This window comes from Streptomyces sp. NPDC005566, from assembly GCF_040605575.1.
GTDB lineage: Bacteria > Actinomycetota > Actinomycetes > Streptomycetales > Streptomycetaceae > Streptomyces.
The window spans coordinates 162,918-187,833 of sequence record NZ_JBEXDB010000013.1; the positions used below are offsets into that span (position 1 = coordinate 162,918).

A 24,916-nucleotide genomic window follows, 5' to 3' on the forward strand; every position below is an offset into this window, starting at 1 on the left:
CCCGGAGAGCCCCGTGAAACGGGTTCGAAGGAAGCGCTCGTGGCTTGAGAACTGAACAGCGTGCCAAGAACGAATGACGGGGTGGAAGTCCTCGTTCCCGCGGTGACCGGGTGACGTCACCCGGCGGCCCAACCTTCTGCGCAACGGCTCTGGAGAACACCTGAGAACACCTCTGGGTGCCACCCGTGTGCGCGCCGCCCTGCTGGCGTCAGAGCAGCGACGATGACGCGCCCGATTCCCCAGGCTCGGGACCTGTTGGCCGTGGCTTCGGCCGGCAGGTGAGCCCTGTGTCTCTCCGCTCGGAGGCTGATCGCTTCGCTGATCATCGCCGCCGTCTGATCCCGCTGCACCCGGGGCGGTCGCCTCTCGCCAAAAGACCGCGACCGCCCCGGTTCCCGATCCCTTCGTAGCCTTGGAGTTCCTCATGCGTATGTACATCGGCGGCCACCAGGTCGTCTCGGACACCGACTTCGTAGAACTGGCCCTTGGCACCCCGCTGGATCTCTGGCTGGGTGTGGAGGGCGAGAGCGAGATGGAGCGGGCGGCCCGTCTGGACGCGGCCCGCAGCATCCTCGCCGACAACCCCGACCTGCCCGACCGCGTGAGTCAGGCCGCCGCCGAGGCGATTCAGGCTCACGCCCCGGAGCTCTTCAACGTCGCGTTCCTCCCCATCCGCCGGGCGGCCGGCCGACGGCAGTACCGGGGCGGTGCGGCGGCATGACGACCACAACGCACAGCAAGGATCGGCCGGCGGTTCCGCCGCTGACCCGCCCGGAACTGGGATTGGCTGGTGTCGGTGCGCTCGCTGCGGCCGGTGTCGGCGCGCTCGGTCTGATCTCATCGTTCGACGCGGTCTCGGCCGCGGCGGCCCGGTGGGGGTTCAGCGAAGCGTGGATGGTCCCGGTCGGCATGGACGTGTCCATCCCAGTGTTCTCCGTGGCGAACCTGCTGCTGATCCGGATGGACATGGCGCTTGCCTGGGTCCGCTTCGTGCCCTGGATCCTGACCTTGGTGACCTGCGGACTGAACATCTCGGCAGGTCACGGGCTGTGGGCGAAGGTGGCGCACGGAACGATGCCGCTGCTGTGGGTGGTGTTCTCCGAGATTGGCGCCCACATCTACGCCTCCCGCATCGGCGCCGTCACCGGTCGCCGCATGGACAAGATCCGTGCCTCCCGGTGGCTGTTCGCTTTCCCCTCCACCTTTAGCCTGTGGCGCCGGATGACGCTGTGGGAGGTCACCTCCTACGCCGATGCGCTGGCCCGCGAGCGGGAACGCCTGCTCGCCCGTGCCGAGCTGCGCGAGCGGCACGGCCGCCGGTGGCGCTCGCAGACGCCCCGCCGGGAACGTGTCCTGCTCAAGCTAGGGGAGCTCAACCCGGCCACCGAGCAGGACCCGCCGACCAAGACTGACCCGGTACCGGTCTTGGAGGGCAGCGAGGAACCGCAGGGGCCTGCGAAGCCTGCTCGCCGCATCGCCAAGCCGAAGCCGAAGCCGCGGCGGTCCCCGGACGAGATCCTGGCCGAGGCCCGTCAGGTCACCACGGCGTGGCCGGACGCTGCGCTGACCGCAGACGGCATCCGCACGGCGGTGCGTGTTTCCCAGGCGACCGCCCGTACGTTGCGCGACACCCTCAAGGCCGAGCGCGCCACTGCCCCGCTGCACTCCGTGGACACCGAGCAGGACAACGACGGTGACGAAACGGGTGGGGCGGTGGCGGCATGAACACCCTCTTAACCGCCCTCGCCGCAGCCGGGTCGATCGCGGTCGGATGGTCGGTCCACACGGTGTGGCTGCGTCGCTCCCTGCGTAGCGCTCGTAGAGACCCGCTCACCGGGCTGCACACACGAGACGGCTTTACCCGCCGCGCCGCCGTCCTGCTCAAGGATCCGCGGGCGGTGGTGGTCCTCGCGGACGTCGACCGCTTCAAGCAGATCAACGACAACTACGGCCACGCAGCAGGGGATGCCCTACTGCGGGCGACCGCGGACCGGCTGGCCCACTACGTCGGCCGGGCCGGTGTCGCCGGACGGCTCGGGGGCGATGAGTTCGCCGCCGTCGTGATCGACGACCACGGCACGGTCTCGGATCTGCTTGCTGTCCTGCACGGCGTGCTCTCCCGCCCTGCGGACGGTTTGGATCCGGCAGTGCACACCACGGTGTCGCTCGGCTGGGTTCGTGCCGCCGACCACCCCGGAGAGGACCTCTCCGGTCTGCTGCGGCGGGCGGATGAAGCCATGTACGCGGCCAAGCAGGGCCGGGCGGGGGTGCGGCGGGCTGGGCTCGGCAGGCTATTCGCTACGTGGTCCGGCCGTCGCGCCGGCCGACGCGGTACGGGCGCCGAGGCGGGTTCGCGGGCGGTGGCGTGACCCGCAGCACCTGCCCGAAGCGCCGGCGGCACGACGGGTACTGCATCCCGGTCTCGCTCGGTATGCACCCCGCTTTCCCCTACTTCGAAGAACAGCGCGTCGCCTGACCAACCCCTTTCCTGCTCGGCTTTCGAGGAGATCAGCCATGCCCGTGAACACGACGGTGACGTACGAGTGGCGCGCGACGGTGATGACCGTGAACGGCGTCGGCTCCCGCGAGAGGACCTATGCCGGCAAGGCCACGGGAGGCCCCGGTTACAGCACCGAGGACGCCAAGAAGGCGGTGTCCGCGTGGCTGTGCGACAGCGGCGTGCACGGCGTCCTGTCCTACTTCACCGCCACCCGCACCACGAACTGAACGCGCCAAGTCTGCCCAGCGGGGTCCGGACGGTCGGCCGTCCAAAGCGCCGTCCGGACCCCTTCCAACCCCTGTTGTCCGGGAAGGACAGTCAGTGAATCACGACGACGAAAGCGAACTCTTCAACCGACTCGAAGCCGACATGAACACCACCCCCGACCCCGACCCGGGCGCGGAAGTAGTCGACCTCAACAAGGCACGCTCCGCCCGGACCGAGTCGGCCGACTCCCGCGCCGACCGGTCGCCCGACTCGGCTCCCACCGGGTCGGGTGACCGGTCGGGCGACCCGAACGAGCCGGTGATGGTGGACGGTCAGGCCGAAGCCGGGCCCGGCTTCATGGGCCGGATCATCGGGGCCAAGCGCCGGGCAATCGTCCCCGCCTGGCTGCGCTCCACCACTGAGCTGCGGACCGCCACCCGCTGGGCGGCGGGCCACTACGGGCACCTGGCCGGGTACCACGCGCTGCGCTCCCCGTACTACGCCGCCCGCCTCACCTTCCAATCCCCCGTCGGGGCGGCAAAGTTCGTGGGCGGGACGCTGCGATGGGTCGCCGACCGGGAGGGTGAGCCGGTCCGGCTCGCGTCTGTCCGGCGCGAGGATGCCGCCGAGTACCTCAAGCTCTCCCGGCAACGGGACGGGCGGGTCCGACTCCGCACTCTCGTGACGGTGCTGGGCATGTTCGTCGGGCTCGGTGTCGCGCTCGCCATCTACGTCCTTGCCCCCGGCTGGCTCCAAGCCCTCTCGGTCGGGGCCGTCCTGGTGGCGCTAGGGTCGGCCGGCACCCGGGCCGACGCACCGGTCATCACCCGCGCAATCGAGATGGCCAAGGCGCCCAAGCTCACCTCGGACATCGTGCTGCGAGCCCTCGGTGCGCTCGGGATCACCGCCATCAACCAGGCGCAGAGCAAGGGCCGGGACGGTTTCACCTTCACCGCCCCGATCACGAGGGACGGCCCCGGATGGCGTGCCGAGGGCGACCTTCCGTACGGCGTGACCGTCACCGACGTCATCGAGCGCCGCGACAAGCTCGCGTCCGGCCTGCGCCGCCCGCTCGGGTGCGTGTGGCCCGAAGCCGTTCCGGACGAGCACACCGGCCGCCTGGTGCTGTGGGTCGGGGATCAGGACATGTCGACCGCCACAAAGCCCGCATGGCCCCTGATCAAGGGCGGAGCAGTCGACCTGTTCAAGCCGGTCAGCTTCGGCACGGACCAGCGCGGCCGATGGGTCGACATCACCCTGATGTACATCGCTGGGGTCATCGGGGCCATCCCCCGGATGGGCAAGACGTTCCTGCTCCGCCTGCTCCTGCTCATCGCCGCCCTCGATAACCGGGCCGAGCTGCACACCTACGACCTCAAGGGCACTGGCGACCTCGACCCGGTGGGCGAGCGGGTCTCGCACCGCCACCGGGCCGGAGACGATGACGAGGACATCGAATACGCCCTGGCTGACCTGCGGGAACTGCGCACCGAGCTGCGCCGCCGAGCGAAGGTGATTCGCTCGCTGCCGCGGGATATCTGCCCGGAGTCGAAGGTGACGTCCGAGCTGGCGAACAAGCCCAAGCTCGGGCTCCACCCGATCGTCATCGGCGTGGATGAGTGCCAGGTCTGGTTCGAGCACCCCAAGCACGGGGCCGAGTTCGAAGAGATCTGCACCGACCTCGTCAAGCGCGGCCCCGCCACCGGCATCGTTCTGCTACTGGCGACGCAGCGCCCGGACGCAAAGGCGCTGCCCACCGGGATCAGCGCGAACGCGTCGGCGCGGTGGTGCCTGAAGGTCATGGGCCAGCTGGAGAACGACATGGTCCTCGGCACCTCGAGCTACAAGAGGGGGATCCGGGCCACGATGTTCAGCTGGAAGGACAAGGGCATCCACTACTTCGTCGGTGAAGGTGCCGACGCCCGGATTGTCTCCTCCGTCTACGTGGATGCGCCCACGGCTGAGGTGATCGGGCTGCGGGCCCGCCGCCTGCGCGAAGCAGCCGGAACCCTCACTGGCCACGCTGCCGGGGAGGACTTCGAGGACCGGGAGTCGTCCGGCTTCGATCTCCTCGCGGACATCCTCGCGGTCGTGCCGGCCGAAGAGCCGAAGCTGTGGTCCGAAGTCGTCGTGGCCCGCCTCGCCGAACTTCGGCCGGACGTCTATGGCGGCTGGGAGCCCGAGCAGCTGGCCGCCGCCCTCAAGCCGCACGGCGTCAGCACCGGCCAGGTCTGGGGCAAGACCGAAGCCGGGAAAGGCGCCAACCGGCGCGGTATCGAGCGCTCCCACATCCTCACTGCGATTGCGGAGCGTGACGGAAACCGGGACGCGGGCTAGCCCTGTTCGCCGCTAGACCTAGCAGCACACCCCGCTAGGTCTAGCGGCACCGCTAGCGGCACATCTGCCGCTTGATCAGCGCACTAACTTCTAGCGTCCCACCTGCGCAAACCCCTGAAACAGGCCCGGGAGGCCCTTGATGACCCCTGCCCTGCTCGCTAGCGCACTTCTCCTGTTCGTCACCCTTGGTTACGCATCCCTGTGTGCGGCCAGCCCGTTCGGGGACTGCCGCAAGTGCCGCGGCTGGGGCCACTCGATCAAGACCGACCGCAAGGGCCGTACCAAGCGCGGCAAGGACTGCCGCCGCTGCAAGGCCACCGGCAAACGCATACGCGTCGGCCGCCACCTCTACAACGTCGCCGCCCGCCTCCACCGCGACGGCACCCGCTGACTTCCACGCATGCGAACGGCGACCACCCGTCATGAGACGGGCCCCGCTCCGAGCAGGAGCTAGGCGGGCGTGGTCGCCGGTCAATGTCCCGAGCTTGCCAGCACCCGGGGCGTGCAGAGCGTATCCACCCGTTCCCTCCCACCGGAAGCGAATACCGCCATGGCAGTCACCGTCTCCCTGGTCCTGCTCTTCGGACTGGTCCTGTTCTTCCTGCTCCGCTCCAACACCCTCGGCTACGGCGCCGCGTTCATCGCCGTCATGTTCGGGTTCTTCCTCGCCTCCACCGGCGCCTCCGGACCCATCAACGAACTCACCACCGCCGTCATCGAAGCCATCCCCGACCTGTGAAGGGAACCGTCATGAATGAACCCCTTGTCCAACGCCACTGGGTCGCACTCGCGGCCCCCAAGGTGGCACCGGCCATAGCCACGTCCACCGTGCTGATCCTGGGCCGGATCTGGAACGCCAACGGCGCCGAACACAGCATCGGCAACGCCGCATTGATGGTCGTTCTCGCGGCCGGTGCCGCGACGGCCGGCGCATTCGCCGCCGCGGGCCGTGGCGGTGGTGACGGGGTCCTCGCCGGGACCGCGTTCGCCACCTCTGGCGGGCTCGCCCTGGCAGGTGTCGCCGGATACGCCGACGGTCTCCCGCTCCCACTGCTGCTGTGGGTGCTCGCCACCACGGCCGCCTACGGGATCGCTGCCCGGTACTGGCGCACCGACCGCCGCGACACCGTCGCCTTTGAACGGCAGACCACCGTCCGACGCGAGGAGCACGGGCACATCGAGCGGGTGGAACTGCTCCGCAGCCGCACGCAGATCGAGGTGGCCCGCGAAACCGGCGCCTACGCCGAAGCACTCGCACAGGCACTCACCGCCCGCGCCACCCTGCCCGGCTTCGACCCTCAGGCACTCACCCGCGCAGGACTCCCCGAACTCCCCACCGCCGACACCACCAAGGAGCACTGACATGAGCACTGACACCGAGCGCTGGCCCACCCCGGAGTCGGCATACGCGAAAGCCCCGGGCATCGTTCGTGAGATCGGATGGACTGCTCAGGCCGCGGCCGACAAGCCGTTCGGTACCCGCATGGGCCGGGAGTTCTGGCTTCGCAAGGCCGCGCTCTTGGACCGGATCGCGCTGGCCGAGGAAGCCGAGGGCTGCAGCCGGGACGCCACCGGAGCAGCTGAGCACGCCGCCGGGCGGCTGATGGACGTGGACGACTCGGACGTCATCTGCGACCCGCGCCACTACGTCCGCCAGCAGTACGCCCTTTGGGTCCAGGAGCAGTAGCTATGCCCGGGGCGGTCGCCTCTCGCCAAAGACCACGACCGCCCCGGTTCCTCTGTCCCTTCGCAGAAACAGGAGAACCCCCAGCATGACACCAACCCATGCCCCAACGCTGCTGAGCGCCGCCCTGGCTGCAGCAGAGCGAGGCTGGCCCGTCTTCCCTCTGCGCCCCGGTGACAAGCGACCTGCCGGGCACCCCGAACGCCACTGCCCGAGCACAGGCCGGTGCTCGGAAGGTCACCGCACCCCGGAGCAGCGCGCCACGCTCGATGGCAATCAGATCGCTCAGTGCTGGCAGGCCGCCCCCTACAACATTGGCATCGCCACGGGCCCCGCGAACCTCGTGGTCGTGGACCTGGACGTACCCAAGGACGCCAGCGAGACCCCACCCACTGCATGGGCGGGAGCGGCCGAGGGACTGGACGTGTTCGCCATGCTCTGCGAACGCGCCGGGGAGCAGCTGCCGACCGAGACGTACACCGTGCGCACCCGCCGCGGCGGGCAGCATCTGTACTTCACCGCACCCACGGGAAAGCGGCTACGCAGCACGGCCAACGTCCTGGGCTGGAAGGTCGACACCCGTGCCTGGGGTGGATACGTGGTGGCCGCCGGCAGCGCCGTGAGCGGAGCGCCGTACGAGATCCTTCACGACGCGTCTCCGGCCCCCCTCCCTGCGTGGCTCAGTGACCTGCTCACCCCCAAGCCCGCACCGGCTCCCATGCCGTTGGTTGAACTGTCGGCTCGGATGCGCAACGTCACCGCCTACAGCACCGCCGCACTTCGCGGGGAACTCGAAAAGGTGCTGTCCGCCCGCGAGGGCGGTCGTAATCGTGCCGTGTACTTCGCGGCCTACGCCCTCGCCCGGATGATCCGGAGCGGGGACCTCACCGAGGCCGCCGTAAGCAGTGAGCTGAGCTCCGCCGGGCAGTCGATCGGCCTGCCCGCCGGAGAGTGCCGTACCGCGATCCGCTCCGGACTCATCCGGGGTGGGGCACCGGAGACGAGTGCAGCATGAGCGAGCTGGAAGAACTGCCCGTGCCGTCCAACCCGATGGCTGTGGCGCGTCGTCTGCTCCCGAGCTGGCAGAACGAGAACAAGCGGCTCGTGTACCGACGTTGGCGCGGTTCGTGGATGCGCTGGACCGGCACCTGCTGGCGCGAACTGGACGATCAGCAGATGCGGTCCTCGCTCTACAAGCGGCTGGAGTACGCGATCTACAGCATCCCGGGCAAGGACGGCCGGCCTGAGACCCGCGACTGGTCACCCACGAAGCAGAAGATCAGCAACCTGCTCGATGCTCTGGGAGCCATCACGCTCCTGCCCACCGACACCGATGCCCCCTCGTGGGTCGAGCAGGACGCCGCGGGCAAAGACGGCAGCCCGATCGTGGCCTGTGAGAACGGCTTGCTCCGTATCCGGGATCGGGCCCTGCTGCCGCACACTCCCGGCTTCTTCAACCTCGTATCCGTCCCGTTCCACTACGACCCCGCCGCCACGGCGCCGACGTGGGAACGCTTCCTCCGGCAGATCTGGCCGGACGACCGAGCGGCCCTGGACGCGCTGCAGGAATGGTTCGGCTACGTCCTCTCCGGGCGTACCGACCAGCAGAAGATCCTGCTCATCAAGGGGCCGTCCCGCTCGGGCAAGGGCACTATCGCGCGGGTCCTCAAGGAACTGGTCGGACGCGAGAACCTGGCCGGGCCGACGCTCGCCGGTCTCGGCAGCAACTTCGGTCTCTCCACGCTGCTCGGCAAGCCGCTCGCCGTCATCTCCGACGCCCGTCTGTCCGGCAAGGACGGTGGGCAGGTAGTCGAACGGCTGCTCACCATCTCCGGTGAGGACACCATCGACATCGACCGCAAGTTCCGTGACCCGTGGACCGGCAAGCTGCCCACCCGGCTGATGATCCTCACCAACGAGCTGCCGAGCTTCGGGGACTCCTCTGGGGTCATCGCCCGCCGGTTCATCGTGCTCAACATGACCGTGTCCTGGCTCGGCAAGGAAGACACGGCCCTCACCGACAAGCTGGCCGCCGAGATGCCCGGGATTCTCAACTGGGCTCTGGAAGGGCTGGCCCGCCTCCAGCGCATCGGCCGGATCACGGACCCGCCTTCCTCACAGGAAGCGGTCATCACGATGCAGGACACCGCCTCGCCGACGAGCGCGTTCATTCGCGAGCGCTGCACCGTCGGGGCCGCCTGTGAGGTCCCCGTCGACACCTTGTGGGCGATCTGGCGCGAGTGGGCCGAGGACAACGGCGTACGGGCCGTGGGAACCAAGCAGATGTTCGGACGGAATCTGCTCTCCGTCGTCCCCCAACTGCACCGGGCCCGCCCCCGCGACGCGTACGGCCGGCAGGTGCCCACGTACACCGGCATCACCCTCACGCCGCCCGATCCGCGATAGCCCGTGCCGCGACTCAAGCGACTCACGCCGCCCCTCCGAACGGCCTCTGAGTCGCTTGAGTCGCGACACCCAGCAATGCGGACTCAACACCCACCTGCTCGCATGACCGCACCGAGGAGTGCCATGCCCCGGCTCGAATTGCTGAAGAACGACGAGAACCCGCAGGACCTCGATCTCACGCTCCTCGCGGTGACAGTCGAGGAAGCCGCCCGCCGCCTGAGCATCGGCCGGACCACGATGTACGGCCTTATCCGTGACGGAGTCGTCCAGACGGTCCCGTTCGGCCGTAGCCGACGCGTCCCCGTTCAAGCGCTCATCGACTACCTGAACGAGCGCATGCAGACCCGAAACAACCACGCCGCGGCGTAAGGAGCACCAATGGCCAAGGGGCATAGGCGCCCGGACGGGGCGTCATCCATCTATCTCGGCAGTGACGGTTACTGGCACGGCCGAGTGACCGTGGGCGTCCGCGATGACGGCAAGCCGGACCGGCGCCACGTCATGAGCAAGGTCAGCGAAGGGGAGGTGATCAAGAAGGTTCGCGCGCTGGAGAAGCAGCGGGACGAAGGCAAGGTACGAAAGGCCGGCCGCGCGTGGACCGTGAAGGCGTGGTTGTTGCACTGGGTGGAAGAGATCGCCAAACCGTCGGTGCGAGAGAACACGTACGCCGGCTACGAGGTGGCCGTACGGGTCCACCTCGTGCCCGGTGTCGGGGCTCACCGTCTGGACAAGCTGGAGCCCGAACACCTCGAGCGCTTCTACAGCCGGATGCTGACCAACGGCAGCAAGCCCGCCACCGCCCACCAGGCGCACCGGACGATTCGTACCGCCCTGAATCACGCGCTGCGCCGCGGCCACGTCACACGCAACGTCGCCACCCTCGCGGTCCCTCCGAGGATCGAGGAAGAGGAGGTGGAGCCGTACGACATCGAAGAGGTGCAGCGCCTGCTCTCGGAGGCCGCCAAGCTCCGGAACAGCGCTCGCTGGTCCATCGCGCTCGCCCTGGGCCTCCGGCAGGGGGAGGCGCTCGGGCTGCGATGGGCAGACCTCGATTCCGGCAGCGGAGTCCTGCGCGTCCGGAAGAACCGGCTGAGGCCGAAGTACCTGCACGGCTGCGGCGGCGAGTGCGGCACGAAGCCGGGGTACTGCAAGAAGCGGGTCAGGAAGAACGAGGACACGGCCAATACGAAGTCGCGCGCCGGCCGACGCGTCATCGGTGTTCCCGAAGAACTGGTGAGGCTGCTGGAGCTCCACCGCAGAGAGCAGGCACGCGAGCGGGCGATCGCGGGGGAGGAGTGGCGGGAGTCCGGATTCGTTTTCACCTCTCCGGTGGGTGAGCCGCTCGTGCCGAGCACGGACTACGACACCTGGAAGCGGCTCCTGGCCGATGCGAAGGTTCGGGACGGGCGCCTGCACGATGCCCGGCACACCGCGGCGACGGTTCTGCTCATCCTCGGTGTCCCCGAACGGGTCGTGATGCAGATCATGGGCTGGTCGTCCACGGCGATGGCGGCCCGGTACCAGCACGTGACGGGCGGCATCCTCGCCGACGTCGCGCAGCGGGTCGGAGGACTCATCTGGGAGGTGGCCAAAGAGCCCGACGAGAGCGGCGCGGACGGCTCCGCAGGGTCCTAATGAGACTGCAGATGAGACTACGGGCCTAGAGGAACGCCGATGGGCCCCGCAGCAAGCTGCGGGGCCCATCAACGTATTGCCCGGTGAGAGCAATGGCGGAGGATACGAGATTCGAACTCGTGAGGGGTTGCCCCCAACACGCTTTCCAAGCGTGCGCCCTAGGCCACTAGGCGAATCCTCCGCCGCAAACAATACAAGACGTTGGGGAGTGCTCGCGAACACGTTCCCCCTGAGATCGTTCCGAGCGGCCTCGGAGTGGACCAGGGGCCCCGGGTGGGTGGACTTCGGGGGGCGGGGATCGGTTAAGGTGGGCGTCAGCCCCTCACGTGGCGCTATCTGACTGAACTCCCCCAGGGCCGGAAGGCAGCAAGGGTAGGTTGGCTCTGGCGGGTGCGTGGGGGGCCCTTGCGTGCCCGGGGGTGTGGTGTCCCGCCGATGGTGTGCCCGGAGCGGGACCGGTTGTCGGTCCGCCCCGATAACCTCGTATGTGTGTCGTCCCTTGCGCTCTACCGCCGCTACCGCCCCGAGTCCTTCGCCGAGGTCATCGGTCAGGAGCATGTCACTGACCCGTTGCAGCAGGCCCTGCGGAACAACCGGGTCAATCACGCGTACCTGTTCAGCGGGCCGCGCGGATGTGGAAAGACGACCAGCGCGCGCATCCTCGCCCGCTGTCTGAACTGCGAGAAAGGGCCGACGCCGACACCGTGCGGGGAGTGCCAGTCCTGCCAGGACCTCGCGCGCAACGGGCCGGGTTCGATCGATGTGATCGAGATCGACGCCGCGTCCCACGGTGGTGTGGACGACGCCCGTGACCTGCGGGAAAAGGCATTCTTCGGGCCCGCGTCGAGCCGGTACAAGATCTACATCATCGACGAGGCGCACATGGTCACGCCGGCGGGGTTCAACGCCCTGCTGAAGGTGGTCGAGGAGCCGCCGGAGCACCTCAAGTTCATTTTCGCGACCACGGAACCCGAGAAGGTCATCGGCACCATCCGGTCGCGTACGCACCACTACCCGTTCCGGCTGGTTCCGCCCGGGACGCTGCGCGGCTATCTCGCCGAGGTGTGCGGCAGGGAGAACAGCTTCGTCGAGGACGGTGTGCTGCCCCTCGTCGTGCGCGCGGGTGCGGGATCCGTGCGTGACTCGATGTCGGTCATGGACCAGTTGCTGGCCGGCGCGGGCGACGACGGTGTGACATACGCCATGGCGACCTCGCTGCTCGGCTACACGGACGGGTCCCTGCTGGACTCCGTCGTGGACGCCTTCGCCGCAGGCGACGGGGCGGCGGCCTTCGAGGTCGTGGACCGGGTGATCGAGGGCGGCAACGACCCACGGCGCTTCGTCGCGGATCTGCTGGAGCGGCTGCGGGACCTGGTGATCCTGGCCGCCGTGCCGGACGCGGGTGACAAGGGGCTCATCGACGCGCCCGCCGACGTGGTCGAGCGGATGCAGGCCCAGGCGTCCGTCTTCGGGGCCGCTGAGTTGAGCCGCGCCGCCGATCTGGTCAACGAAGGGCTCACGGAGATGCGCGGGGCGACCTCCCCCCGGCTTCAGGTGGAGCTGATCTGCGCCCGGGTGCTGCTGCCCGCGGCCTTCGACGACGAGCGTTCGCTCCAGGCCCGGCTGGACCGGCTGGAGCGCGGGGTGTCCTTCGCGACGGCCGGTGCGGGCCCCGCCGTGGGGTACGTCCCCGGGCCGGAAGCCCATGCGCCGGCCGGTGCCGGACTGCCGGGAGGCGGACCTGCCGCAGCTCGCGCGGCGGTACGTGGCGAGGCACCCGACGGTGGCCCCGCAGCCGCGCCCTTCGCAGCACCCGCCGCCTCCCCCGCCACCGCCCCTGTCGTCCCGGAGGCCCCGGCTGTTGCTCCGCCGGTCCACCAGGCGCCGGCCGAAGCACCCGCTGCAGAAGCTCCGGCCGCTGGTCAGCGGCCCGGAGCATGGCCCGCAGCGGCGGGAGCCGGAACGGCCGGAGGTGGAACGGCCGGAGATGCCGGAGCGGATACGGCGCGTCGTCCCGGGGGCTGGCCGACCGCGTCCGCACCGGGTCGGACACCACCTCCGCAGACGGCCCCCCCGGCCTCCGCCCCCGTCCCGGCCTCGGCTGCCGCCGTCGCGCCGCCCGCAGCGCCCGCGCCGGGTGGACAGGACATGGCGCAGGGCGTCGGCCAGGTACGGAACATGTGGCCGGACATCCTGGAGGCCGTGAAGAACCGCCGCCGGTTCACCTGGATTCTGTTGAGCCAGAACGCCCAGGTCACCGGCTTCGACGGCACCACGCTGCAGATCGGCTTCCTCAGCGCGGGTGCCCGGGACAACTTCGCGAGCAGCGGCAGCGAAGAGGTGCTGAAGCAGGCTCTTGCCGAGAAGTTCAACGCCCAGTGGCGGGTCGAGGCCGTTGTCGACCCGTCGGGTGGCGGAGGCATGCCCCCGCAGGCCGGTGGCGGCAGTGGCCGCCCTCCGGCCGCCCCCTACCAGCCCCCGGCCGCCCCGCAGGCGCAGACGCAGTCGTACGAGTCCCGCCCGGCCCCGGCCCAGCAGCCCCCGCCGCAGTCCCAGCAGCCCCAGTCCCCGTCTCAGCGGTCCGGGCCGTCGGGGCAGTCCGAGCAGGCGTACTCCAGGGCCGCTCCCGAGCCGTCGCGCTCGGTCGCTCCCGAGGACGACACCGCGGAGGCCGACGATCCGGACCTGGTCGACTCCGCGCTCTCCGGGCACGATCTGATCGTCCGCGAGCTGGGCGCGACGGTGGTCGAGGAGTTCAACAACGAGTAGGGGGCCCGCGCTGCGGGCCGTGTCCACGGAGCGGCGCCCGTCATGGCGCCCGGCCCCCGGCGGTTAGGCTGCACCCGTGAAGGTCCTCGTCATCGGCGGCGGCGCCCGCGAACACGCCCTGTGCCGCTCTCTGTCCCTCGACCCCGATGTCACCGCTCTGTACTGCGCCCCCGGCAACGCCGGAATCGCAGAGGTGGCCGAACTGCACCCGGTCGACGCGCTCGACGGCGAAGCCGTCGCGCGTCTCGCCACCGAGCTGGGCGCCGAGCTGGTGGTCGTCGGCCCGGAGGCACCGCTTGTCGCCGGGGTCGCCGACCACGTGCGCGCGGCCGGCATCCCCTGCTTCGGCCCCTCGAGCGAGGCGGCCCAGCTGGAGGGCTCCAAGGCGTTCGCCAAGGACGTCATGGCCGGTGCCAACGTCCCGACCGCCCGCAGCTACGTCTGCACGACGGCTGCCGAGATCGACGAGGCCCTCGACGCGTTCGGAGCCCCGTACGTCGTCAAGGACGACGGTCTCGCGGCAGGCAAGGGCGTCGTCGTCACCGACGACGTCGAAGAGGCACGCGCCCACGCGCTCGCCTGCGGCCGTGTGGTCATCGAGGAGTTCCTCGACGGCCCCGAGGTGAGCCTCTTCGCGATCACCGACGGCACCACGGTTCTGCCGCTGCAGCCCGCCCAGGACTTCAAGCGCGCCCTGGACGGCGACGAGGGCCCGAACACCGGTGGCATGGGCGCGTACTCCCCGCTCCCGTGGGCCGACCCCAAGCTGGTCGACGAGGTCATGGAGACCGTCCTCCAGCCGACCGTCGACGAGCTGCGCCGCCGCGGTACGCCCTTCTCGGGGCTGCTGTACGCGGGCCTCGCGATCACCTCGCGCGGGGTGCGGGTCATCGAGTTCAACGCCCGTTTCGGCGACCCGGAGACCCAGGTGGTCCTGGCCCGGCTGAAGACCCCGCTGGCCGGTGTCCTGCTCGGTTCCGCGAACGGCACCCTGGACCTCCTGCCCCCGCTGACCTGGCGCGACGACGCTGCCGTCACCGTGGTCATCGCCTCGCACAACTACCCGGGCACACCCCGCACGGGTGACCCCATCGAGGGTCTCGCGGATGTGGCGGCGAAGGATGCCCCGGACGCGTTCGTCCTGCACGCCGGAACCCGGCAGGACGGCGACGCGGTCGTCAGCGCCGGAGGGCGCGTGCTCTCCGTCACGGCGACCGGCCCGGACCTCTCGACGGCCCGTGAGCGTGCCTACAAGGCCCTCGGCCGGATCCGGCTCGACGGCTCCCAGCACCGTACGGACATCGCCCGCAAGGCTGCCGAGGAGGCCTGAGGCCTGGGGCCCGACGGCCGCTGCCGTCCCGGCCCGGTCCCCGTCCGTTTCTTGCGCGCTTCCGTGCCCGGCCACTTCCCGAAGTGGCCGGGCACGGGCGTGTACGGCCCTCCGCGAAGCGCCCGCACAGGGCCGGCGAGATCGACACCCGTAACAGCGGACCCTTGCGCACCGGCGCGTCAGCAGCTTTGCCCAAAGCCATTCCATCGGGTGACGACTGGGCCATCCGGATGACGTTCGCCGAGGCCCCAACTAGGGTGCGGCGCAAGCGTTCCGGCACTTGGCCCACCGGCATTGCGATGTCGGTGACGGGTGCCACAGTGGGGGAGTGACCAACACCGTCGCGGGGGCAGAGGGGGTGACGTCAGGCCGTGTCCGGTACCGGATCGGTTGAGGAGCTGGGTGCGCATTCCGCGCGTGCCCGTGCCCTGGCTCTGCTGCGCATCCGCAGCAGAGCCGTGGCCGTGGCGATCCTGCCCGCGGCTGCGGCCGTCGTGCTGTTCGTCGCGGGCGCACAGGGCCACATCGGCGGCGGTGCGTGGGACACGGTCCGCTGGGGGGTGACCGCCTGCGCCGTCGTCGTCCTGCTGCTCGCCGTCGCGGTCGCCGCAGCGGTGGCGCGGGCGCGGCCCGCGGTGAGTCCGACCGTGCCCCTCACCGAGGAGGCGGCCCCCGATCTCTACCGGCTGGTCCGCGACCTGGCCGACCGGCTCGACGTCCCGGCGCCCTCCGCCATAGCCCTGACGCCGGACTGCGACAGCTGGCTGGAGGACCGTACGCACCCCGCCGCCCAGCAGAGGGCGACCGACCTGGCCAAGGGGCTGTCGGGCGACCGGCGCGGCCAACGGGTGCCCGCCGCGCCCGTGCTGGTGATCGGCTCGCCCTTCCTGTGGTGGATGCGGGTCGCCGAGCTGCGGGCGGTGCTGGCTCCGGTCGTCGCGGGGACCGGACCGTCCGCGCACCCCGACATAGCCGCTGCCCGCCGTTTCGTACGCGGACTCGATGCCGCGGTCGCCGATGCCTCCGTCCCCGGCCAGGGGGCCGTGCGCGGGGTGCCGGCCGCCTTCGTCGGCTGGATCGCCAGGATGCTGCTGCGCGGTTGTCGCAGTCATGCGGCCGAGATGGAGCGCTGCGTCGCCGCCGCCGCTTCGGTGCGCGCCCAGGGGGTGGACTACGGACTGCGGATCGTCGCCCAGGAGCAGGTCGGCCTCGCCTATGCGGGCTGGGACCGGCTGCTGACCCGGGTCGCGCTGCCCGCCTGGCGGATGGGCCGCTGGCCCTCCCGGCTCGACGCCGGTGTCGTCTCCGCGCTCACCGAGCTCTCCCGGCGCGACCGGCTGGCGGAGGGTTTCACCTCCCGGCTCGGCGAGCGCCCTGCCTGCGATCTTCTGGAGGAGCCGGGCGTGGCCGACGAAGCGGCTTCGCTGCTGGCCGCGCGGCTCTTCCACGGTGGCCCCGCGGAGAGCGGCCCGGACTGGTCCCCGGTCGACTGGCAGCAGTATCCGGAGGAGGTCGTCGACCGGAAGTGGCGTACGGAGGCGGCCAGGCTCCATCGCGTGCTCGACTCCCTGGGGGTGTCGGCGAGCGTGTCCGCGGGCGGGCACCGCGCCCCGGGCGCCGAGCCGGTCGGCACCGTGGTGCCGACGCTGGCCCGTGTCATCGACCACCTGGCAGCGCCCGGCGGAAACGCCGAGGAGCTCGCGGCCGGGATCGGTGCCGCCGTGGCCCGCGACGAGGCGGGGGCGGCATCACCGCCCCGGAGCGGCGGCCCGGCGGACGGTGCCCAGGCCGGAGCGGATCCGGACCCCCTCGATATCTGGGGCCCCGTGCCGCTCCCGCTCTTCCCGCTCCAGCCGCCGCGTACGGGTGCGGAGCTGCTGGCCGATCACGTCGTGGCGATGGTCTGCTGCGCGGCCGTGGACACGGCGGGGGCGGCGCCCGGCCTCGACTGGCTCGACGGACCGGCGCTGCTGGTCGACGGCGGACGCAGGTCGGACCTGGGCGCTCCCGTTCTCAGCCTTGTCGAGGACGGCGACGCCGAGCCTCTGCGTTCCTGGCTCTCCGGCGTGGGCGTCCGCACCGACAAGCCCGTACGGCTGGTGTGAACGGCGGCTCGGGACACGGGTGGTGAGGGGTCCCGAGTGGCACCGGTGCCGGAACACCGGTGCCGGAATACCGGTGCCTGAACACCGGAGCAGGCCTGTATACGCATTGGTCTCCCAGTACACCCTTGTGTCTCCTGTGTCCCCCACGTCCCCAACATCCGGAAGATTCCGTTCCGTTCACGTCAATTCGCGACGAACGGTGACGGAGTGCATGCGTTATGTGATGTGCTGGGGACCGGCGCTGACATCCGGCGCACCAGTGTGGTCCGGGGGATGAGGGAGGGGAGCGACATGGGGGCCGAGCAGATCCGGCGATGGGAATCAGGTGCCCTCGCGCACGCGGTGAGCGACCCCTTCGGGCAGGGCCCGCTCCCGTGGCTGCGGGGGAGCGAGAACTACTTCGACGACACCGGCCAGGTCGTCCCCTGGTACGCCGATCCCGACCTGGGCCGTGGCGGGGCCGGTGGCGGCACGCGGACGGCCGACGACGTGCACCGTCAGATCAAGGGCTTCGTCTCGCCCGGCGCCGCGGCACCCGGTGAGGCGATCGACTTCCACATCACCGTGGACCCGCCCCAGCAGTTCTCCGTCGACGTCTACCGCATCGGCCACTACGCGGGCGACGGCGCCGCCAAGATCACCACGAGCCCGCGGCTGTCCGGCATCGTCCAGCCGCCTCCGCTCGCCGCCGACCGCACGGTCTCCTGCCACCACTGGTGGCTCTCCTGGCGCCTGCAGATCCCCAGTTACTGGTCGGTCGGCGCGTACGTCGCGGTCCTCACCACCGCCGACGGCTACCGCTCCCACATCCCCTTCACGGTCCGCGACGACCATCCCGCGGATCTGCTGCTCCTGCTCCCGGACATCACCTGGCAGGCGTACAACCTCTATCCGGAGGACGGCCGCACCGGGGCCAGCCTCTATCACGCCTGGGACGAACAGGGCCGGCTGCTCGGCGAGGAGGACGCCGCCGGCACGATCTCCTTCGACCGCCCCTACGCGGGCGCCGGACTGCCCCTGCACGTCGGCCACGCCTACGACTTCATCCGCTGGGCCGAGCGCTACGGCTACGACCTCGCGTACGCCGACGCCCGTGATCTGCACGCCGGCCGTGTCGACCCCAGCCGCTACCGCGGCCTGGTCTTCCCCGGCCACGACGAGTACTGGTCGGTGCCCATGCGCCGTACCGCCGAGCGTGCCCGCGACACCGGCACCTCGCTCGTCTTCCTCTCCGCGAACACCATGTACTGGCAGGTCGGCCTCTCCCCGTCCGCCTCGGGCGTCCCCGACCGCCTCCTGACCTGCCGCAAGCGCAGCGGTCCGGGCAAGTCCGCGCTGTGGCGCGAGGTCGACCGCGCCGAACAGCAGCTGCTCGGCATCCAGTACGCGGGCCGGGTCCCCGAGGCCCACCCCCTGGTCGTCCGCAACGCCGAGCACTGGCTCTGGGAGGCCACCGGAGCGGCCGAGGGCGACGAGATCGACGGGCTGGTCGCCGGCGAGGCCGACCGCTACTTCCCGCGTACGTCGCTGCCGGAGCACGAGAACCGCATCCTGCTCGCGCACTCCCCCTACCGGGACGGCGACGGTGCCACGCGGCATCAGGAGACCTCGCTGTACCGGGCCCCGTCGGGCGCGCTGGTCTTCGCGTCGGGCACTTTCGCCTGGTCACCGGCTCTGGACCGTCCGGGCCATGTCGACACCCGCATCCAGCGGGCCACGGCCAACCTGCTCGACCGGATCTGCAAGCGCGACTGAGCGACCTCCGGCCCGCACCACCGGCCGAGGCGGACCCCTTGGCGTCGTGGCCCGTTCCCATGCGGGACAATCGGAGCGACTCCTGGATCAACCTACGCGGAGGCAGCGTGTCCGGTTTCGTAGAAAAGCCCGAGCCCGTGCAGGTGCCGGGGCTCACCCACCTGCACACCGGCAAGGTGCGCGACCTGTACCGGAACGAGGCGGGCGACCTCGTCATGGTCGCCAGCGACCGTATCTCCGCGTACGACTGGGTCCTGCCCACCGAGATCCCTGACAAGGGGCGGGTGCTCACCCAGTTGTCGCTGTGGTGGTTCGACCAGTTCGCCGACCTCGTGCCGAATCACGTCCTGTCCGCGGAGCTCCCCGCCGGAGCTCCCGCCGACTGGGCCGGCCGCACGCTGATCTGCAGGTCGCTGCGGATGGTTCCGGTGGAGTGCGTCGCCCGCGGCTATCTGACGGGGTCCGGCCTGATCGAGTACAACGCGACGCGTACGGTCTGCGGGCTCGCGCTCCCCGAGGGGCTCGTCGACGGCTCCGAACTCCCGGCGCCGATCTTCACGCCCGCCACCAAGGCCGCGGTCGGGGACCACGACGAGAACGTGTCGTACGAGGAGGTCGTCGGCGAGGTCGGCGCCGAGACGGCGGCCGTGCTGCGGCAGACGACGCTCGCCGTGTACGGCCGCGCGCGGGACATCGCGCGTGAGCGCGGGATCATCCTCGCGGACACGAAGTTCGAGTTCGGGTTCGCACCCACCGCGGACGGCGGCGAGGAACTGATCATCGCGGACGAGGTGCTGACCCCGGACTCCTCGCGCTTCTGGCCCGCCGCGACCTGGGAGCCGGGCAAGGCGCAGCCCTCGTACGACAAGCAGTTCGTGCGTGACTGGCTGACCTCGGCGGCTTCCGGCTGGGACCGCCACAGCGAGCAGCCGCCCCCGGCGCTGCCGCAGGGGATCGTCGACGCCACCCGGGCGAAGTACCTGGACGCGTACGAGCTTCTGACCGGCACCCGCTGGTCGTGACAGCAGAAGGCCCCGGTCACGAGGACCGGGGCCTTCTTGTATCGAGCGAACGACGAGGTTCGAACTCGCGACCTCAACCTTGGCAAGGTTGCGCTCTACCAGCTGAGCTACGTTCGCATGCGCCGCAGCGCGCTGCTCACTATACCCAACCGCGCTCCCGCGCGAGACGCACCGCCGTGTGACGGTTCTCGGCACCGACTTTGGACGCTGCCGAGGACAGGTAGTTGCGCACGGTCCCCTGGGACAGCGATGCCCGCTCCGCGATCTCCGCGACCGGCGCACCGTCCGCCGCGAGTTCCAGCACCTCGGCCTCGCGCGCGGTCAGGGGGGAGTCCCCGGCGGAGATCGCGTCGGCGGCCAACTCGGGGTCCACATAGCGGTTTCCCGCGTGCACCGTACGAATGATCTCGGCCAGCCGGCGGGCGCTGACCGTCTTCGGTACGAACCCGCGTACGCCGGCGGCCAGCGCCCGCTTGAGGTGGCCGGGGCGGCCGTGGCTGGTCACGATCATGGTGCGGCAGCCGGGCAGTTCCGTACGGAGGGATGTGGCGACCTTCACACCGTCCGCGCCCGGCATCTGGAGGTCGAGGACGGCGACATCGGGGCGGTGAGCCAGCGCCATCGCGAGCGCCTCGGGGCCGCTCGCCGCCTCCGCGACCACGATGAGGTCGTTCTCCAGGGCGAGCAGCGCGGCCAGTGCTCCCCGGATCAGGTGCTCGTCGTCGGCGAGCAGGACCCGCAGGGGCCGGCCGGAACCTTCGGTGGTCATCGTTCCTCCGGAGTGGCGGTGCGCTCGACGGTCATCGTTCCTCCGGAGAAGGGGATGAGGGGAGGGGGCGGGGGCGGCCGCGCGGAGCCGTGAGCGGGACCGTCGCGGTGACGCGGAACAGGCCGCCCCCGACCGCTCCGGCCTCCAGCGACCCGCCCAGGGCCGCGAGCCGTTCGCGCAGCCCGGCCAGTCCGGAGCCACCGCCCTCACCCGGCCCGGCCATGTCCCCGGCTCCGTCGTTCTCGACCTCCAGCACGACCGCACCCGCCGCCGTCGAGAGCCGGATCACGCACTGCCGGGGGTCGCCGTGGCGCAGGACGTTGGTCGCAGCCTCGCGGACCACCCAGCCGAGCGCCGCCTGCACCGCCGGGGGCGCCCCCGTCCCCACCGGGCCGTCGGCGCCCTCCACGGTGCAGGCGATGCCGGCAGCCTCCAACACGCCTTTGGCGCCCAGGAGTTCCGTGGGCAGATCGGCCTCACGGTAGCCCCGGACGACATCGCGGACCTCCTGCTGGGAGGCGCGGGCGATCCGCTGCACCTCGACCATCTGGTCCACGGCCGCCGCGTTCCCGCGCTGGGCCAGCTCCACGGCCAGCTCGCTCTTCAGCGCGATGACCGCCAGGTTCCGGCCGAGTACGTCGTGCATGTCCCGGCCGAACCGCAGCCGTTCCTCCGCCACCGCGAGCCGGGCCTGCATGTCCCGCGCCTCCTCCGCCTGCCACATCACGGTCAGGCTCCAGGCGCTCGGCCGGGCCGAGGTGATCACCAGCAGGGTGACGACGAGCATCGAGAGGGCCGCCCCGAACAGCTGGCCGCCGGGCACCCCGACGGCCGCGAGCAGCGCCACGGCGACCGTCGCGAAGACCGCGCAGTGGAGCAGGAACTTATGGGCGGGGACGAGGAGCGCGTACGGGATCGTGAACGCCAGGGGCAGGTCCAGTACCAGCAGAACCAGCCCCTCCTCCTCGACACCTCCCACCGCCGCGAGAGCCACCAGCAGGCCGGTCAGCAGTGCCAGCAGCACCGCGGGGAGCCGCAGTCGCCGCGGCGGGAAGGACTGCGCGCCCCGGTAGTGGGCGAAGGCGGGGGCCAGGTTGCGGTTGCTCAGCACGCACTGGGCGGCGTTCACGGCGAAGAACGTCACGCCGAGGGCCACCGCCACCGGGCCGTGGTCCAGGGTCGCGCCGAGCGGCAGCAGGCCCCAGGACACGAGGAAGATCCAGGGGAGCGAGCAGAGCGTGAGCCGTGTGTAGAGGTCGATGCGCTGGAGCTTGCTGCGCTCCTGCCAGCCGCGTCGCCAGCCCGTCACTCGCCCGATCAACACCGGTCAGTCCCTTCATGCCATGCCCGTAGTGGTGGCGGGGAGCATCTCGTCCCGTGGTCGTGTACGGCCCGGTGCTCAGCCGCGCGGGTCCCAGCGGAACCACCGCTGCACAGCAAACACCGCGAAAGCGGTCCAGGCCAGCGCCGCCACCCCGGCCGTGACCAGGTCGCCGCCTTCGGCGCCGCCGAGCCAGCCGTGCCGTACGAGGGTCATCACGCCGGTCAGCGGCAGCAGCTCGAACACCGAGGCGAGCCCGTCCGGGAAGATGTCCAGCGGGACGAAGATCCCGGAGCCGAACAGCGAGACGAAGAACAGCGGCAGCGTGGTGAGTTGCGAGGTCTGCACCGTCCGGGTCATCGCCGAGGTCGCGGCGGCCAGCGCGGACATCATCACCAGGCCCACCAACAGACCCACCAGGAACAGCTCGGGCCGGCGCGGTGCGGTCAGGTCGAAGGCGACCGCGCCGGCCGCGACCAGCAGCACGCACTGGAGGAGCGCCAGCACGAGGGAGGGCAGCGCGGTGGCGGTCAGGATCTCGCGGTCGGTGATCTCGCCCGTGCGCAGCCGCTTGAGGACGAGCTCCTCGCGCCGGGTGACGTACCCGGTGACGAGGTTCATGTAGACGACCTGGACCAGCACGATGCCGATACCGCCGGTGAGGGCGGCACCCGCGATGGAGAGCCCGGTGCCGGCCAGGTCGACCTGCTGGAGCGAGGCCCGGATCGAGAAGATCATCACGATCGGCAGCACCAGGGCCACGAAGATCGCGGACCGGTTGCGGATCAGCAGCACCATCTCGGCGCGGGCCAGGGCGGTGAGCCTCCGTGCGGAGGCGGACGCCTTCGAGGGGGAGCGGCCGACGTCCACGCGGTCGTCCGCGAGGGTGGGCGTTGTCATGCCGTCACCTTCTTCGTCTCGTTCGTGGACCGGCCGGACCCGGCGTGCCGGGCCCCTGCCCGGCGGGGGTCGTCGGCCCGGGAGCGGAGCCGGGTGTTCGCGATCTGGAGGAAGGCCTCCTCCAGGGAGGCGGAACGGGCGTCGAGCCCGAGCAGCTGGACGCCCGAATCCCGGGCCCAGCCGAGCAGTTCGTGCAGTGATTCCTGGAGCGTGGCGGTGAGGATCTCGACCCGCTGCCCTTCCGCGCCCGCCCGGAGCGAGAGCGGAAGGCGCCCTGCCGGTACTCCGTCGGGCAGCGTGAACCGGATTCTGGCAGGCTGCGACGCCGTGACCTCGGCGGTCGTCCCGGCTGTCACGATCTGCCCCTGGTGCATGATCGCCAGCCGGTCCGCGAGCGCCTCGGCCTCCTCCAGGTAGTGCGTGGTCAGCAATACGGTCGTGCCGCCGTCCCGGAGTGCCCGGATCAGGTCCCAGGTATCGCGCCGGCCCTCGGCGTCCAGCCCCGTGGTCGGCTCGTCGAGGAAGAGCACCTCGGGTCGCGAGGTCAGGGCCAGCGCCAGGTCCAGGCGCCGCTTCTCCCCTCCGGACAGCTGCTTGACCCGCACCCCCGTCCGGCTGGTGAGGCCGACCATCTCCAGGACCTCGGCCGCGGGCCGGGCGCCGGTGGTGCACGCCGACCACATCCGCGCGGTCTCCATCACCGTGAGGTCGGAGGGAAAACCGCCCTCCTGGAGCATCACCCCGGTCCGGGGCCGGACGGCGGCGCGTTCGCGGTACGGGTCGTGGCCGAGGACCTTGATGGTTCCGGAGGTCGGGAGTGCCAGCCCTTCCAGGAGCTCCACGGTGGAGGTCTTGCCCGCACCGTTCGTCCCGAGCAGCGCGAACAGTTCGCCGCGGGCCACGGTGAAGGAGACCCCGGAAACGGCCTCGAAGCCGTCCTTGTAGCTGCGGCGAACCCCGTCCGCCGCGATCACCGTCTCGGCGGTCACGGCTTCGGAGATCACCGTCTCCGCGGTCGCGGCTCCCGCGGTCACCGTTCCCGCAGTCGCCGGCCCCGCGTGATCCGTGGCACCGCTCGTCCGGTCGCTGAGAAAGTCGTCGCTGGTCATGACTCAAGACTTCCGCCGGATCAGGGCGGCGAGCAGTGCGCGCTGTCATCACTGCTCATGACAAACGTCATGGGTCGATAGGGGAAAACGTCAAAGGCCCCGATCGATATCGATCGGGGCCTTTGAACAAGAGCGGACGACCAGGTTCGAACTGGCGACCTCAACCTTGGCAAGGTTGCGCTCTACCAACTGAGCTACGTCCGCATTGCTGCCACTCGGCTTTCACCGGCGGAGCGGTCACTACTCTACCTGATCCACAGGAGTGGTCCGGCAAGGCAGTGAAGAGCGGGTGACAGGAATTGCACACTGCGCCTTCCCCCTGGAAGGGGGATGTTCTACTACTGAACTACACCCGCACGCTGCGTGAGGCCCGGCCTTTCGGCCTTGCCCTTCGGCGTGCTCCAGACTCTAGCCGACCTGCAGGGGTGTTGTGCAAGTCGGCTCCCCGGGGTGTTCCGCCGGGGAGCCCAGGAGGTCGTTCCGGAACGGGACGTTCCGGAAGTACCCGTCAACTGGCGGCCTGGAACGCCTCGTAGACCTTCTTGGGGATCCGGCCGCGGGCCGGCACCTCCATCCGGTGCGAGCGGGCCCAGGCGCGCACGGCCGCCGGGTCGGGCGCGAGGGACGTGTGGTGGTACGACACCGGAGCCTTGCCATGCTTACTGGCATTTGTCTGCTTTCGGCCGGCCGCCATGTACGGGGCCAGCGCCTTCCGCAGCTTTTTTGCGTTGACGGGATTGAGGTCGATCTCGTACGACTTCCCGTCCAGGGCGAAGGTGACCGTTTCCGCCGCTTCTCCCCCGTCGATGTCGTCGGAGAGCGTGACCACTACGCGCTGAGCCACGGATATCGGTCCTTTCCTACGGCATCGGTGCGTCTGACATGCGCTGATGCCGGGCCTTCCGGCTACTAGGCGGATGCGGATCGACTGGTGTCGACTGTTCCGGGGCAATGGTGCTTTCCCCCGTAATCATTTGTACAGCGGTGGGAGCAGCATTGTGAAGCCCAGCCAATTACCTCAGCGTGTCCGCGTGCAATCCGGGTGAAGATTTTTTCCCAGGACTTTC

The 24,916-nt window shown here is 70.5% G+C and carries 23 protein-coding genes, 4 tRNA genes and 1 other RNA gene; 19 read left to right on the forward strand and 9 right to left on the reverse strand.

Translation table 11 applies throughout. From position 1 onward, the window contains the following. The first annotated feature begins 424 nt into the window (after positions 1-424). The 13 genes from ABZS61_RS21655 (at position 425) to ABZS61_RS21715 (ending at position 10,769) form a co-directional block, all read left to right on the forward strand. On the forward strand, positions 425-721 hold the full coding sequence (locus ABZS61_RS21655; protein ID WP_356423505.1) for a hypothetical protein: 297 nt from the start codon (positions 425-427) through the stop codon (positions 719-721). Then, positions 718-1,725 carry a DUF2637 domain-containing protein gene (locus ABZS61_RS21660; protein ID WP_356423508.1) on the forward strand — a complete coding sequence of 336 codons (1,008 nt, stop codon included), beginning with the start codon at positions 718-720 and terminating at the stop codon, positions 1,723-1,725. The genes ABZS61_RS21655 and ABZS61_RS21660 overlap by 4 nt, the downstream gene beginning before the upstream one ends. Next, positions 1,722-2,369 carry a GGDEF domain-containing protein gene (locus ABZS61_RS21665; protein ID WP_356423512.1) on the forward strand — a complete coding sequence of 216 codons (648 nt, stop codon included), beginning with the start codon at positions 1,722-1,724 and terminating at the stop codon, positions 2,367-2,369. The genes ABZS61_RS21660 and ABZS61_RS21665 overlap by 4 nt, the downstream gene beginning before the upstream one ends. A 145-nt stretch (positions 2,370-2,514) precedes the next feature. Further along, complete coding sequence (locus ABZS61_RS21670; RefSeq protein WP_356423515.1) at positions 2,515-2,727, forward strand: hypothetical protein; 213 nt, start codon at positions 2,515-2,517, stop codon at positions 2,725-2,727. Positions 2,728-2,821: 94 nt separating this feature from the next. Next, positions 2,822-5,044 (forward strand): cell division protein FtsK, encoded by a 2,223-nt coding sequence (locus tag ABZS61_RS21675; RefSeq protein ID WP_356423518.1) that lies wholly within the window; start codon positions 2,822-2,824, stop codon positions 5,042-5,044. Between the two features lie 139 nt (positions 5,045-5,183). Next, positions 5,184-5,435, forward strand: a complete 252-nt coding sequence (locus ABZS61_RS21680; protein ID WP_356423521.1) for a hypothetical protein — start codon at positions 5,184-5,186, stop codon at positions 5,433-5,435. Between the two features lie 159 nt (positions 5,436-5,594). Next, entirely contained in the window at positions 5,595-5,783 is a 189-nt protein-coding gene (locus tag ABZS61_RS21685) for a hypothetical protein (protein ID WP_351165938.1), read from the forward strand. Positions 5,784-5,794: 11 nt separating this feature from the next. Continuing rightward, the gene (locus tag ABZS61_RS21690; protein WP_356423525.1) at positions 5,795-6,406 is read left to right on the forward strand and encodes a hypothetical protein; all 612 of its coding nucleotides are present in this window, start codon (positions 5,795-5,797) and stop codon (positions 6,404-6,406) included. A gap of 1 nt (position 6,407) precedes the next feature. Beyond that, complete coding sequence (locus tag ABZS61_RS21695) at positions 6,408-6,731, forward strand: hypothetical protein (RefSeq protein WP_356423528.1); 324 nt, start codon at positions 6,408-6,410, stop codon at positions 6,729-6,731. An 85-nt stretch (positions 6,732-6,816) separates the two neighbouring features. Beyond that, on the forward strand, positions 6,817-7,743 hold the full coding sequence (locus ABZS61_RS21700; RefSeq protein WP_356423531.1) for a bifunctional DNA primase/polymerase: 927 nt from the start codon (positions 6,817-6,819) through the stop codon (positions 7,741-7,743). Continuing rightward, on the forward strand, positions 7,740-9,134 hold the full coding sequence (locus tag ABZS61_RS21705; RefSeq protein ID WP_356423534.1) for a phage/plasmid primase, P4 family: 1,395 nt from the start codon (positions 7,740-7,742) through the stop codon (positions 9,132-9,134). Before ABZS61_RS21700 ends, ABZS61_RS21705 begins: the two co-directional genes overlap by 4 nt. Positions 9,135-9,257: 123 nt before the next feature. After that, the gene (locus ABZS61_RS21710; RefSeq protein ID WP_356423536.1) at positions 9,258-9,503 is read left to right on the forward strand and encodes a helix-turn-helix domain-containing protein; all 246 of its coding nucleotides are present in this window, start codon (positions 9,258-9,260) and stop codon (positions 9,501-9,503) included. Between the two features lie 9 nt (positions 9,504-9,512). Next, a complete protein-coding gene (locus ABZS61_RS21715) occupies positions 9,513-10,769 on the forward strand; it encodes a tyrosine-type recombinase/integrase (RefSeq protein ID WP_356423540.1) in 1,257 nt (418 codons plus the stop codon). A 93-nt stretch (positions 10,770-10,862) separates the two neighbouring features. Here the strand turns inward: ABZS61_RS21715 and ABZS61_RS21720 are convergent. Further along, a tRNA-Ser gene (locus tag ABZS61_RS21720) sits at positions 10,863-10,950 on the reverse strand. Between the two features lie 132 nt (positions 10,951-11,082). On the opposite strand from ABZS61_RS21720, the gene ffs reads away from it, so the two are divergent. From ffs to ABZS61_RS21750, 6 genes are all read left to right on the forward strand, one after another. Then, positions 11,083-11,179: signal recognition particle sRNA small type (ffs, locus tag ABZS61_RS21725), an RNA gene on the forward strand. A 79-nt stretch (positions 11,180-11,258) separates the two neighbouring features. Beyond that, positions 11,259-13,538 carry a DNA polymerase III subunit gamma and tau gene (locus ABZS61_RS21730; RefSeq protein ID WP_356423543.1) on the forward strand — a complete coding sequence of 760 codons (2,280 nt, stop codon included), beginning with the start codon at positions 11,259-11,261 and terminating at the stop codon, positions 13,536-13,538. A gap of 76 nt (positions 13,539-13,614) precedes the next feature. Then, a complete protein-coding gene (gene purD, locus ABZS61_RS21735) occupies positions 13,615-14,868 on the forward strand; it encodes a phosphoribosylamine--glycine ligase (RefSeq protein ID WP_356423546.1) in 1,254 nt (417 codons plus the stop codon). 371 nt (positions 14,869-15,239) lie between these two features. Then, positions 15,240-16,973, forward strand: coding sequence for a hypothetical protein (locus ABZS61_RS21740; protein WP_356423549.1), 1,734 nt, complete (start codon positions 15,240-15,242; stop codon positions 16,971-16,973). Positions 16,974-17,264: 291 nt separating this feature from the next. Continuing rightward, positions 17,265-18,728 (forward strand): N,N-dimethylformamidase beta subunit family domain-containing protein, encoded by a 1,464-nt coding sequence (locus tag ABZS61_RS21745; RefSeq protein ID WP_356423552.1) that lies wholly within the window; start codon positions 17,265-17,267, stop codon positions 18,726-18,728. A gap of 107 nt (positions 18,729-18,835) precedes the next feature. Continuing rightward, entirely contained in the window at positions 18,836-19,750 is a 915-nt protein-coding gene (locus ABZS61_RS21750; protein ID WP_356423554.1) for a phosphoribosylaminoimidazolesuccinocarboxamide synthase, read from the forward strand. A gap of 44 nt (positions 19,751-19,794) precedes the next feature. Here the strand turns inward: ABZS61_RS21750 and ABZS61_RS21755 are convergent. The 8 genes from ABZS61_RS21755 to ABZS61_RS21790 all read right to left on the reverse strand — a co-directional run bounded on the left by ABZS61_RS21755 (position 19,795) and on the right by ABZS61_RS21790 (position 24,693). Beyond that, positions 19,795-19,867, reverse strand: a tRNA-Gly gene (locus ABZS61_RS21755). Positions 19,868-19,889: 22 nt separating this feature from the next. Further along, positions 19,890-20,519: a response regulator transcription factor gene (locus tag ABZS61_RS21760; RefSeq protein WP_356423557.1), complete on the reverse strand. Its 630-nt coding sequence runs from the start codon at positions 20,517-20,519 to the stop codon at positions 19,890-19,892. 31 nt (positions 20,520-20,550) lie between these two features. After that, complete coding sequence (locus ABZS61_RS21765) at positions 20,551-21,840, reverse strand: histidine kinase (protein ID WP_356423732.1); 1,290 nt, start codon at positions 21,838-21,840, stop codon at positions 20,551-20,553. A gap of 78 nt (positions 21,841-21,918) precedes the next feature. After that, on the reverse strand, positions 21,919-22,740 hold the full coding sequence (locus ABZS61_RS21770) for an ABC transporter permease (protein ID WP_356423560.1): 822 nt from the start codon (positions 22,738-22,740) through the stop codon (positions 21,919-21,921). Then, positions 22,737-23,849 (reverse strand): ABC transporter ATP-binding protein, encoded by a 1,113-nt coding sequence (locus tag ABZS61_RS21775; protein WP_356423563.1) that lies wholly within the window; start codon positions 23,847-23,849, stop codon positions 22,737-22,739. The genes ABZS61_RS21770 and ABZS61_RS21775 overlap by 4 nt, the downstream gene beginning before the upstream one ends. Positions 23,850-23,980: 131 nt before the next feature. After that, a tRNA-Gly gene (locus tag ABZS61_RS21780) sits at positions 23,981-24,053 on the reverse strand. Between the two features lie 80 nt (positions 24,054-24,133). Further along, positions 24,134-24,205, reverse strand: a tRNA-Gly gene (locus tag ABZS61_RS21785). A gap of 152 nt (positions 24,206-24,357) precedes the next feature. Further along, on the reverse strand, positions 24,358-24,693 hold the full coding sequence (locus tag ABZS61_RS21790) for an Lsr2 family protein (RefSeq protein WP_356423566.1): 336 nt from the start codon (positions 24,691-24,693) through the stop codon (positions 24,358-24,360). Between the last annotated feature and the right edge of the window lie 223 nt (positions 24,694-24,916).